12 protein-coding genes and 1 pseudogene are annotated in these 11817 nt (G+C 53.0%); 7 read left to right on the forward strand and 6 right to left on the reverse strand.

Annotation, left to right across the window (positions count from 1 at the left end; translation table 11 throughout):
- Positions 1-25: 25 nt before the first annotated feature.
- Positions 26-907: a hypothetical protein gene (locus ASD54_RS06695; RefSeq protein ID WP_062553850.1), complete on the reverse strand. Its 882-nt coding sequence runs from the start codon at positions 905-907 to the stop codon at positions 26-28.
- 387 nt (positions 908-1294) lie between these two features.
- On the opposite strand from ASD54_RS06695, the gene ASD54_RS06700 reads away from it, so the two are divergent.
- From ASD54_RS06700 to ASD54_RS06715, 5 genes are all read left to right on the forward strand, one after another.
- Entirely contained in the window at positions 1295-1846 is a 552-nt protein-coding gene (locus ASD54_RS06700) for a hypothetical protein (protein WP_156379111.1), read from the forward strand.
- Positions 1847-2812: 966 nt separating this feature from the next.
- Positions 2813-2935 (forward strand): hypothetical protein, encoded by a 123-nt coding sequence (locus ASD54_RS27425; RefSeq protein WP_280139169.1) that lies wholly within the window; start codon positions 2813-2815, stop codon positions 2933-2935.
- Between the two features lie 228 nt (positions 2936-3163).
- Entirely contained in the window at positions 3164-4189 is a 1026-nt protein-coding gene (locus ASD54_RS06705) for a hypothetical protein (RefSeq protein ID WP_062553852.1), read from the forward strand.
- A gap of 192 nt (positions 4190-4381) precedes the next feature.
- Positions 4382-4972, forward strand: coding sequence for a hypothetical protein (locus ASD54_RS06710; RefSeq protein ID WP_062553853.1), 591 nt, complete (start codon positions 4382-4384; stop codon positions 4970-4972).
- Between the two features lie 15 nt (positions 4973-4987).
- Complete coding sequence (locus ASD54_RS06715) at positions 4988-5542, forward strand: hypothetical protein (RefSeq protein ID WP_062553854.1); 555 nt, start codon at positions 4988-4990, stop codon at positions 5540-5542.
- Between the two features lies 1 nt (position 5543).
- On the opposite strand, the gene ASD54_RS06720 is transcribed toward ASD54_RS06715, so the two are convergent.
- From ASD54_RS06720 to ASD54_RS06730, 3 genes are all read right to left on the reverse strand, one after another.
- Positions 5544-6269: a hypothetical protein gene (locus ASD54_RS06720; RefSeq protein WP_062553855.1), complete on the reverse strand. Its 726-nt coding sequence runs from the start codon at positions 6267-6269 to the stop codon at positions 5544-5546.
- Between the two features lie 163 nt (positions 6270-6432).
- Positions 6433-7104, reverse strand: coding sequence for a hypothetical protein (locus tag ASD54_RS06725; RefSeq protein ID WP_062553856.1), 672 nt, complete (start codon positions 7102-7104; stop codon positions 6433-6435).
- Positions 7105-7154: 50 nt separating this feature from the next.
- A complete protein-coding gene (locus tag ASD54_RS06730) occupies positions 7155-7766 on the reverse strand; it encodes a thermonuclease family protein (RefSeq protein ID WP_348272042.1) in 612 nt (203 codons plus the stop codon).
- Between the two features lie 419 nt (positions 7767-8185).
- Here ASD54_RS06730 and ASD54_RS06735 point away from each other — a divergent pair, with 419 nt between their 5' ends.
- Together ASD54_RS06735 and ASD54_RS06740 are read left to right on the forward strand one after the other, a co-directional pair.
- Positions 8186-10054: a DUF4209 domain-containing protein gene (locus ASD54_RS06735; protein ID WP_162249560.1), complete on the forward strand. Its 1869-nt coding sequence runs from the start codon at positions 8186-8188 to the stop codon at positions 10052-10054.
- Positions 10055-10285: 231 nt separating this feature from the next.
- Complete coding sequence (locus ASD54_RS06740; protein WP_062553859.1) at positions 10286-11215, forward strand: DUF4238 domain-containing protein; 930 nt, start codon at positions 10286-10288, stop codon at positions 11213-11215.
- Between the two features lie 142 nt (positions 11216-11357).
- Here the strand turns inward: ASD54_RS06740 and ASD54_RS06745 are convergent, their stop codons facing one another.
- A complete protein-coding gene (locus tag ASD54_RS06745) occupies positions 11358-11600 on the reverse strand; it encodes a WGR domain-containing protein (protein ID WP_062553860.1) in 243 nt (80 codons plus the stop codon).
- Positions 11597-11716: pseudogene (locus ASD54_RS26065) on the reverse strand (helix-turn-helix domain-containing protein); the annotation flags it as partial. The pseudogene ASD54_RS26065 and the gene ASD54_RS06745, both read right to left, overlap by 4 nt.
- Between the last annotated feature and the right edge of the window lie 101 nt (positions 11717-11817).

Below are 11817 nucleotides of genomic sequence, written 5' to 3' on the forward strand. Positions count from 1 at the left end.
CCAGGTTAAAAACAGCTTGCGGCTTCTATCTCAGGCCTTCAGGAAACGCTCTGTCAAGTTGAAGGCCTTGAATTGTACTACGGTTTCGCCGGATGGTCTCCTCTGGAACCGTCGCTGACGGGATTTGCGTCTGAGTTGGGGCCTTGGAACTGGGTTGGACTGGCTGGCCGGGGATGGCGAATTTGTTGTCAGGCACTATTTCCATGAAGGGCTTGGTGCCAGGCTGCGGTTTAGGCTGGCTAAGGGCTGGTAGCCCCCCAACGATAACTACCTTGGTCGGGCCACTCGGCGTCGCGTCAGATAACGCAAAATCCACGGTCTCTTCGGTCACACGCGTATGCCCTAGATCTCCGGTGTTGTCCCAGCGGCCATTTTGAAAGTTCGAGCCCAAGCCAATGTTGGTGGTGACACGCACCCGAACCGCATAAGCGATACTTCCAACCGCGTTCGGTGACGCCGCTACCTGCTGAATCCAGTCAGTCAAAAGAAAGCCTTCAGGATCGACTTTGAATGACTTGTTCTTGTTAGTGCGTTCGCATGCCTGAGTTTTTGTGTTGAAGACCTTGGTATTAAATTCGACTTTTCCATTGCGGTATCGCTCAGACTCCAGACCAGCTCGCGGCGACAAAAGGAACTTGTCAACAGGCGCAGGAGTGAGCCAGCTGATAGGATCGAGGCTCGCTTTATTGCTTTCGGTCGCATTGTGAGTGATCGAGTACGTTACGGCCCAATTTCGAAACTTTTTCTTCTGTTCTGGTTCTAATGATCTGAATGTATTTGAAATTTCGCACTCAACAGCATCTGCGAGGGCCAAAATGCTTGAAGGGCCTTCCTCCGGCAATTTAGGGTACGAAGTGCAGCTACTCAACAGGCATAATATTATCGGCATCGACAGTTTGTTGTTCATGACGCCCTCGGAAAAACAACGGATACGTCCTTTATTTAATGTATTTGCTTTCTATGCAAATCTTAGCTGGGAATCGTAACCAAAAAATTCACTCCATAGTAGAGATGAGGGCCACTTCTGTAAGCAAGCTAGTGGTTAATTGCTATGTCATGTGAGATGCATCCAAGGTGCCCGCCGCCGATTGGCAAGTTTGAGGTCAGGCTGAGAACAAAAAGCGGAAAAAGGTCCAGACATAGTCTAGGCGTTTCTGATCAACAGCTCTGCCTATGCCTTTAGCACATCTCCCTCATTACAGCACCAAGGCTGCCGGCGTCAGTAATCTTTGATTGAGATCTCGTGTGATAGCGGAACAGAGGTGGTAGGGCCAAAATTTGCAGGAGCCGTTGAATGTCATGTGCGGAGATTGTTGCCAGGATAACTGAGATTGTTAGTGCGTTGGCGACAGCGGCAGGGACTATCGTCGCCCTCTATTATTCGAACAAAGCGGTCAGATCGGCTGAGGCGGCAAAGCTTGAAGGTCTTTCGGACTCCACTATCGAAATTATGAACCTGTTCTATAAGACACTGGCTCTGCTTCGCGACGCCAAAAAGGCGACCACTGTGGATGATTTCAAAGCGCTAGCACCGAAAGTCCAGCTGAACTTCGAGATACTGCGGATGGTCGTGACACGGCCCACGCTGACCGACGGCGGGATTGCGGTCGGCGTTGGTTCTATGGAGCTTCTAAAGGCCATCATGGCGCAGGCTGCGGAATGGCAACAACCTATCAATGCCGCAGACCCCGCGCGAATGATGCCGGACCATCTTCAGGCCACGGATGACATTCTGAAGGAAGTTGTCGAACGCGCCGAAGGCGTTGACGCCTATGCGATAAGAAACCGCTGGCCGAAATGGCAGAGGCGGATGGAACGCATTAAACGAAACACTGCGAGCTCTTGAACGTTCTCGATGGGCGTTGTTGGGCACGCCGGCTTCGCTGTCGGTCGCTCCTAAGAGATGCGGAGGCCTTCACTCCGACCTTGAATGAAAAGACAAGCCGCCCGTGGATTTCGGGCGGCTTTTTGTTAAAGGATTACTTGCACTGGCCACTGCAGTCGTAAGTGCCGGGGCCAGAGGCGCGACAGCCGACTTCGGTAACACCCGTATTGCCTAACACGGTGCAGTGTACTTCAGTACCTGTCCATCCGGCAGGTAAGCCAATTTGACAGTTGCTCCCGCCACAGCCCGTACCGTTTCCCACCCATGTACTCGTTAGGGTGCAAGACTGGCCCATCAATGAGGAACAAGACGGAGCAGCAGGCGGAGGAGGCGGGGAAGGTGTGTAAGCCGGAGGAGGGGGTGGTGGTGGCGGCGGAGTCGGTACTGTGGCAACGTCTGCTGCGGCACAACCCTGACCATCCGCGCCCGCACCGGGGGCGTAAAAGCGCTTCTTGTTGTTGCAAAGAACGACCTGCTCCAGCAACGCCCGCTGCAATTCCAATTTTGCTTGAGTACTCGTGATTTGGTTTTTCAGCGCCGTCCAGCTTGCTTCCTGCTTAAGGGAGCCCGCCACCGCAGATTCAAGCGCTGTCGATGACATTGGGGCAGTCAGCAGCACGATTCCGAGGGGAAGCCAATAAGGATGTGTCATAAATCCTTATAACATGATTTTCTAATATAACTGACACCTGTAATTGAATAAAACTCATCAAGCAAAACTAAAAGCGATAAATATGAGATATTTAATGAGTAATATATTGCAGACAGCATACCAAAAGACCCAAAATCTCTTTGATGCTTGCGCCATTTCTGCAACATCCAGATTCTGACACAATTTCGCGGGAATGAATTCATATTTCCGGCGCCAAAATTCCTCAGCACCCGGAGACCATTCCTTCGCCGCATGACGCGGTGGAGGACAACATCATGCAGAAAATCACTATGCTTACTCTGGCGAGCGCGCTTCTCCTGGGAGGGCTGTCTCTTGCTGCAAAGGCCGAGCCGCAGCACCTTTGCGCACGCATTGATGGTACGTGCGACGTACGCTAACGGCAGGCGGCAGGCTTAACGCCTGCCGCTTCCTCTCGCTGGTCGAACGTTTCAGCCGGATTGATTTCATCTCAGCACATCGAATACAGTCAAAGTATTGATATGTATTTTTGGTATAAATTTAAATATTTCTGATATTAGACTTGCAATACTTATCTCACTTACCAAAAATTTTAGATGCACATTCGTGTCATCATACTGTTTTTACACCCTTAGGAGGGGTTTAGCATGTCTAACTTTGCTTTTACACAGTCTGGCCTCGCAACTATTCAGCTGGCCGGGACCTACTACAACACGGCGCCTGACGCCCAAGTGTGGTTTCTCGGTGCCCAGTGGCTGACGGGTGATGTCACTGTCGTCGGCTCGGTCGGCGGCATTTATAATAGCCAGGTCGCTCTTGGGTCGAAGTTTGAAGTCTTCGACTTCTCACAGACCGTACATCACCAGCAGCATGTGCTGGTGTACGGCTCCACAGTACGCGGCAACTGGATCGACGGCGCCGATGCAGCGGTGGGTGGTCGGTTTACCGACGTCTTTCTTGCCCGTGCCAATGCAGGCAACGCCGTGGATTTCCGTGGCGGCGCTGGAGCGGACAAGATTGTCCTGAATGATCTGCGCGGGCCTGTGAAGGTCTATGCAGATATGGGGCACGACGGCAGCGCCGATGTGGCCTATATCAACGGCTACCTTGGTGACTACCAGGGCCGTGCCGATGTGACCCACTGGAGCCGTGCCGACGGCACGTCGACCACACTTGTCAAAGTGGCCGGCAGTGAGTTCCAGCTGGATAATACCGAGATCCTGTACTTCAATGACGGATACTTGGTGGATAACCAGCTGAACATGAACTCGCACGCCGGGCAGGCGACAGCAATGCTGACGGCTGTCAGTGGTGGTCAGCTGCACAGCAATGGCGGTGGCCTGAACTGGGTCACCGACTTGCTCGATGATCTGCCGCGTCTGGAAGTCTCAAAGATCCTTCTCGATGCTACGGGTTTCGGAAGAGGTCTCAGCGATGTCGACTTTGCCCGCGCGACCCTTCAGGGTACGGGGCAAGACGCGTCAGCCGGTTCGGTTCAGATCTGGGCCGAATTGACGGCGGTTCATGGACGTGCCCAGGTGTTTGAAGCGCTGACCAGCTACGACGGCGCCAAAGCCTACAACGCCTCGCTCCTTGATGGAGAGGGCGGTGTAACCCTGATTGGTGCGGGTCTTAATGAGGCAGCTGTTCAGGCTGTCGAGTTGATGAACTGACTTACGAAAAAAAGCCGCCGGGGGAAACTCCGGCGGCTTTTTGTTAAAGGATTGCTGACACTGGCCACTGCAGCACATATCAGCTGCCACATTTACAGACTAATTTTCTACCCATAGACGAGCTTGAATTCAACCTGGAGATTAATATGATCTCTTCATTCGTGAGGTGAACCACACGCAGAAGGGGGCATAATGCTGCGCATTTTCATACTTATTCTCAGTTATTTCAGTATGATGATTTCCTCTCATGCTCAAACCATCGAGCGGCGCGCGGATTTTCTCGCCGCGTTTGTCCTGTTCGGAGCCGACTACCGCAATACGGGACCGGACAGGACGCTGACCGGTAGCCACTGGATTGTGAAGAACCGGGATCCCCTGACGTTTTACAGGCAGGCCGAAGATGAAACGATGGTGATACGTACCGTCAATCGTTGCCAATACACGGTCGAAACCGAGACCAAGAGCCCGCTCAACGGCTCGCCTACTAAACGACTGACCGAAATTGATTTCAACGCTTTGCGCCGGGTCGGTTTATACGACAGTGGACTTGGGACCTGGGTCTTGCGCGGAGACGGAGGATCATTCTGGTGCAATATCAAGACCACCCCCAGTGGCGTGCGGATGGCGAATTGCAAACGTCCCTTCGATAATGGGACCGGTGAAATCGTCGACGTCTGGGAGGACCTTGGCGGCGGAGCTGATCCAAGGGCGATCGTCTCTGCTTATACGACGTTCTTCAATAACGTATGTCCGCGTCCTCAGCACAACTACGCGAAGAGATAAGAGCTTAGACCAGCTATGAACCTCACGATCTTTGAAACCCGTCTTCGCGAGCTTCTCGATGATCCTACATCGTTGCGGCCTTTTGTGTGCGAAGGCTCACCGTTGGAGTGCGAGATCTTCCTGGTCGGTATTGAGCCCGCTACCCCACTAAGGAAGGGCTTCTGGGATTTCTGGAAACCAGGATACGGGTTCGACCGCGAAACCTGGCTTGTTACCTACCTCCAGGAACGCCGCGATGCTGGAAAACAGAATGCTAGCCCTACGCGCCGTAACATGGATCATTTCATAGCCGGGACGGATGGCTGCAAAGTTCTCGAAACCAACGTTTTTGCCGGAGCGCGACCGCGTTACCGCCGGGACGGGTCGGAGGTTCGGGCACCGTTCCGGTTTCTTCTGGAAGCGGTTCAGCCTAAGGTGATATTCGTTCACGGAGGTCCGGCTCGGAAGGAGATCGCCTCAATGAGCCTTTCTATCCCTGTCATGGAAGCTAACCATCTTTGCTATCAGACGACAAAGGAGAAAGCTCGTGAGTACGGTCGACACGCTAAAGAGCTTGCTCGTACTTCATGACCTAATCACTGAAGCTTTTGATCTCCGTAAAGTGACAGTCGGAATTGCGAAATTTCCCCACCACATAGCCGACGTTCATGCCTCCAAACCCGTTACGTGCTCGATATTGCATGGTTATGGAGTGCTGGCCCGATGGGTCTACGGGCATAACGCTGGTTGAAACGTGTTGGAAACTTTCGGGATCACGGAGACTGCCTTTGACGGCCTGGATAAGGATAGGGTTCGACGAATTCCATGCACTCAAGCAGTGATAACCGGCAGCTTTCTGTTGTGCTTCCTTCACTTTTTGCTCCTGCCGATCCTTGATTTCCCGCTCTCGAGCCTCAACCTCTCGCTCCCGCCTGACCCGCTCCGCTTCTGCTTTTTCTACTAACGCCTTCTGCTTTTCTCTCTCTAAACGTTCAACTTTTGCCTGTTCATCAGCTTGCCGCTGCGCTAACTCGGCCGCTCGTTCTGCGGGCGACTTGGTCATTTCCTTGTAAGCCTCGGTGATCCAGCTGGATACAATGATCACAAGAGAGGCAATGATAACGTAGTACCAGAGTGGCTTCTTTCTTTTCGGCTTTGACGGCTTTTTCTCGATCTTCTTTGGCTCTGGAGGAGGGGGAGACGCCTCGCTGAATTCTTTTTCAACAAGAAGCTTGGCATGCTCATACTCATTCGCGGTGGGCTCACCACGAACGTACATAGCCGTGAGCTCTGCAATAATTTTACCGTCGTGGCCCATGGTTTCTCCGCATCTCACGCAACTAATGAGGGCAGGTTTAGGGGCAGTTCGCGACTTAATCCTTAAGTGTTTCTGATAAAGTTTCGCAAAATCATTTATGGTAAAGAATGATCTCGTCCACCGCCGCGTGAAACAGGCTGGATTGACCTGCGCACGCCATGGATCAGCGCAATTCTCGGGTCAGCGCCTTTTTCAAACAGACGAGATCTTCAACGCGACCATGGCGCTCATATCGATTTTGATAAGTCTGAGCTCTATCGGCACAGGTGCTCGCGACCGGTGCTTCTGTAAATGTCATCTCTATCGGTGCAGGTAGCTTTGCCGGTGGCGGCACCTTCGAGATGTCTTCTAACAGCGTATCCGACACCTGAAACGATCGCGGTAGTTTGGCATCGACATGATATTGCCGGTTTGCGCAGGCGGCTATTTTATCAGCCTCATAGGACAACCAATGGATAGTGTTGTCTTGGATAGGCTTGCCGGTGATTGTCTTGACGCAATTCCGGAAGACGGTCTCTGCCTGAGATGAAAGCATGCATTGCAGTTGAAGGTACTGAGGGACATATTCTTGGCTTCCCAGACCCCTGCCGCCGGTTACAAAATGGGTGCAGTTTGAACGTCTGTTCCGGTGTTCATCCCTGGATGTTTTCGCTTCCATTTCTTTGAACCGGGCCTCAGCGTACGCCTCTTGGAGGAGGCAAGCGGTAAGTGTCCCCGCTGCCGTGTATTTGTCTACGCAATAGGTTTCTTTCCAATCGCGGATTTTTTCGCCCGCTTTGGTCGCCGAACCCATGCAACAAGCCATTGCGCTCACAATGATCAATCGAACAAACATAACCAATTTCCTTTTCCAAGCAGGGATTCTGGCGCTAATGAGTCAGTAGGTTAACACCATGCCCGTCTTCGGCCTTCCCAGGGACGGGCTAACCCTTCAGAGATCAGATCATTTCCGACATTACGTCCATTGACTAAGACAACCCGAAGCTCGCGACCGTACCTGTCAACGTCACGGTCACCAGCGCTCGCGATCGTAACCGCGCCGCGATTCAATAATTGCACCAATCGATCGGCGGCACGCTGGCCGCGCTGCTCCTCTGAGCGACACCGAGGTGAACTGATTTCTGGAGTATCGATGTCAGCGATCCGGATCTTGCGCCCTTTAAGCCATAGCGTATCACCGTCGACGACACAGTCAGACCGATCACCATTCCCGCACCTCGCAAAGATTTGCCTTACAGAAGGTGTGGCCTCAACTTTATAGGCACCGGTACGATCAGATGCGATGACGGAGACGACGGGTTTCTCGGCAGCGGAGACGGGCCAGACTCGGTCAGACATATCGGCCATAAACATCATCAGTGGCTGCTCAAACCGTAATGCTGCGTAGGTCAGACCAAATGAAGTAAGCGCAGCAGTTGCGGCGATGCCAGCGAAGCGGACACGGCTTCGTCGTCGAGCATTCCAACCTGCTTGAAACGGGACAACTTTAAGGTTCATTCAGCCAGAGTAAGGAGGACAGCTTAAAGGTGTCTATGGGTAAATACTAAAATTCAAAATGTTGGATGAATGCAGCCTGTGCTCCTCTATTTTCAGATGGTCAGGTTAGGGTCTCAGTTAGGGATGAGAGCTAAACGCCCCTTCAAACTTTCGCTGCATTGTCTTCATTGGATCGTTCGTGAATTTTTATGCCGGAAAGCCCGTAATTGGCCGCTTCGTGCCAACAACGTACGTGAGCCGCGTCGAAGTTGGCAGCTGGAATAAGGCCGCGTCCTGCCGGACCAGTTTGGTGTACAATCACAGAAAAAGCTCCCATTCAGTCAGACGGATGCTTAGGTCACAGCTGACCGCTGTATAGCCGCTCACTTAGGAGCCAATGGGGACTTGTTCTGTTCATAGAAATGGATGAACTTCGGGCCATGAATAAATCCTATGATAATGGAGATGATCCGACGTCGACGGTGTTTGCATCAGCAGATGATCTGGCATCAATCGACGTTGATGCCATCCTCCATGGCCTAGATCGCGCGGACGAATATGCCCTGGAAACTGCATTTATCGAAGCTGTTAAGGCGGCTGAGGCAGCGGGCTTAGATAGCCAAGCCCGTGGTTATCGGTTGTTGCTGTTGCTCTGCATGTTGCACCTTAGGACCGATGACCCCGCCGAACCCTGGGGACCACGATGGCAAGGCCCAAATGGACGGAGCTATACCGCGAGCGATTTTCGCGGTGAACAGACCGCCATCTTGGTCGCGTTCATTGAAAAGGTTACACATCCAACGCTACGGGCGCGAATAGCTGATGTCGTGTGGTATAACGACCGGCGGCAAGGGAAAGCCGCTCAGACTGCGATCGAGGCATACTGCGAAGTTGTCCGTGGTCGTCTCGATGGGACGTATATGGCTCGGATTAATGATACAAATCGCATGCTGGATGTTGTCGACTGGCTCCACCGCGCGCTGCAAATCAATGCTTTGGCTCGTAAGCGTGGCACTGTCACCGAATTGATTACCCGAACGTTTTGGCTGTTGTACGAGCGAGCTCTTTCAACTCATCAATATGTTGCGTTCACAAAGGCGGCATATCTCGGGGAACGGCATGGCCTGATCGAGTGGCAACGGATAGGGCCTGACGCGGAGCGCTTAGCGCTGGAGCGAGCAGGCGGCGACTACCCGATGGCAATCAAAGGGGTTTGGGATCTCGCCTCCTTGGCCTATGGCCGGATCAAGGATAATGAGGCTCAGCGACGCTGCCAGGAACGCTCTGTTGACGAGACATTGCGGATGCGTGAACAAGTCGGGTCGGCATCTGCGCGCGCGTACTGGACACGTAAGGCAATCGGGGAGCTTCGTGCCGCTCGCGGCTTCCGGGATCGGATCGAAGCCCTTCGTGGCGAGTTGCGGAGCTTGCAGGATGCTGCGCTTGAAGAGTTCGGTGAGTTCAGCATTCCGCTTGACCTCACCAAGGAGCAGCAAGGCACGATTGAGCTTTTCGAGGGGCTTACCCTCCCCGAGATCCTACTCCAGTTCGCCATGATAGCGTCTTCTCCTAAGATTGAAGAGTTGCGGCAGTATGCCGAGGAAAGCCAAAAGACCAGCATATTAGGATCGCTATTCAGCAGCAGCTATGCGGATCATGAAGGAAAGAATATTGCCGAGATCCCTGCGTTTTCCTCTGAAGACGCTATTGAAGCTGACATTCTAAAAGCGAAATCACTTCCATATCTCGATCTCAGGCGTCATCAGATTGTCGGCGGCTTCATTGAACCGGCAAGGGAAAACGTGATGGCACGCTTCCCGCTGGAGGAACGGCATTTTGCTCCCATCGTGGGTATGAGCCTTTTGGTGCCGCCCGGGCACGAACATATTTTCGGACTTGGCTTCGCCCGGTTTTGGCAGGGGGATTACGCCTCAGCGGCTTTTCTCCTTATCCCTCAACTTGAAAACTCCCTGCGGCATGTGCTGCTAAATACCAACCGGGACACAGCGAAGATCAAACCTGATCTGTTGCAGGAGGACCGGTCGCTATCTGGCTTGTTGGAAAATCAGAGGGCCGAGTTGGAAGCGGTGTTCGGGGTGGACCTAATATTCGAGATCGACTTGCTGTTCCATTACAAGCCCGGCCCAGCTTTGCGGCACCAAGTCGCACACGGAAAAATGTCGGCCGGCGCGTGCTACAACGCCTCTGGAATATACGCGTGCTGGCTTATATATCGGCTGGCTTGCCTCCCGCTGGTCCGCTATTGGAAAGACCAAGTTGCCCCTGCCATTGAGGTAGCTGCGTTTTAAATGAAGTCGGTCGCCGCAGAATGTCGGCTTATCAGACCTGTGAGAATACGAATTAAGGGCTGGAATGACGGCGCGTGGCCGCCTGGCAGCTATAAGTCCTCAATGACCACGTAGGGCCGACTGCCACCTAGACAGAAACGCGCCAAATGCGTTCATGGCATTGAATATTCAAGTTGTGGGCTAGATAAGGGCGGCCCTTCCTTCTTCAATGTAACAGTGCACAATCTTGGCATGAGCCAGCAGATTCAGAACACCGCCGATGCCCACCACTATATTCCGAAGTTCTATACAAAGCGATGGACGACAAACGGCCTGCTCACGATATATGAGATAACAAAAAATGGTCTGTTTATCCGAGAGGGGTCGCCTAAATCCACGGGCTATCTCAGCAAGCTTTACTCCATGAAGGGCGTGCCACCTGAGGAAGCAGCAGACATCGAAAAGGAGTTCTTTGCACCAGCAGACACTCTTGCCGAGAAGGCAATGCATGCCCTCGGCAGCGGACGTACAATATACAAGGAATACCTGCGCGAGGCATGGGCTCAGTTTCTCGTCGGCTTGCTCATAAGGTGTCCGGAAGACTTAGAGCTGATGCGAAATAACTGGCTCAACTATTTGTTGGAGGTGCCAGCGCACTGGGAGCTCGCCTATGCGGAGACGAAAAAGCCAGGCGAGCCAGCGACGTTGGCAGATAAAATCAAGCTGATAACACCCGCTGCAGAAGAGAAGTCGATGTTCCGGGCGTATCTTAAACTCTTCAATCATCAGAACGTGCTACACTTCGTGAAGAACATGAGGTGGTGCGTATGGGATGTGAGTGGCACCAACCAGAAGCTACTAACGTCGGACCGACCAGTTATCCGCACAAATGGGCTTCGACAGGCTGGCGGGCATATCGCGCTCGCAATTGGGCCGACTAAGCTCTTTCTGGCGACTCGGGACATCCCGACCATGAACGATCTCAAAAGGATGACGCCTAACGCTGTCGTTCGGAACTATAACAAACAGGTGGTTGAGGGTTCCGGCAGGTTTGTCTATGCCGCTGACCGTAGCCAAACACTCTTCATAACAAGATGGATTGGAACCAACCCTCAGCGTCGCATCGCTCACGGCTTCTTCAACAAGCAGCGCGTAGTTAGGATAATCGACAAGGATACGTAGGCCGCCGTGGTTCTCCGCCAACGAAGCTCTGACTTTGCCGTTTGGTCCGAAAGCTGACTTCGCTTGTTAGAGCGTCATATCGCCCTCAGACTGAGCTGACCCGTTAATTCTCTGCGTGCTAAGACTTCTAGTTCCTCACCCCTTATTGCGGTGGAAATGGAGGTCGATATCCTTTGCGCAACTTGTTGGTTGATAGAGCTCTCAAAGCAGTATCCGCCTCCGCCTCGGTGGCAAACGCCACTGTCTTAACTTGGCCTCCACGCCCAATCCGTCCCCATTCACGCACCACGGCCCATTCACCGAACAGGGTAGGCTGAAGGCTCATGCGATAAAACCGCGCCATGTTTTGCTCGCTGTCAACTCGGGTCAAGTAGATGTCTTTCATGCCTTGCCCTCCTTGGCGCGTGTCCGCGCCTGGGGGAAATAGTCATAGAAGGTGACCCGGCTGATCCCCAAGCGGCGGGCGATTTCCGCCACCGAGATATCGCCAGCTGCAAGCATGGTGACCTGCCACTGCGAATTTCCTCCAGAATTGATTAGAGTCCGGCCCATCAGAGGACGGACGAATGAAGAAGCAGAGATTTACGGAAGAGCAGATTATC

Source organism: Rhizobium sp. Root149 (genome assembly GCF_001427345.1).
Lineage (GTDB): Bacteria > Pseudomonadota > Alphaproteobacteria > Rhizobiales > Rhizobiaceae > Neorhizobium > Neorhizobium rhizoryzae.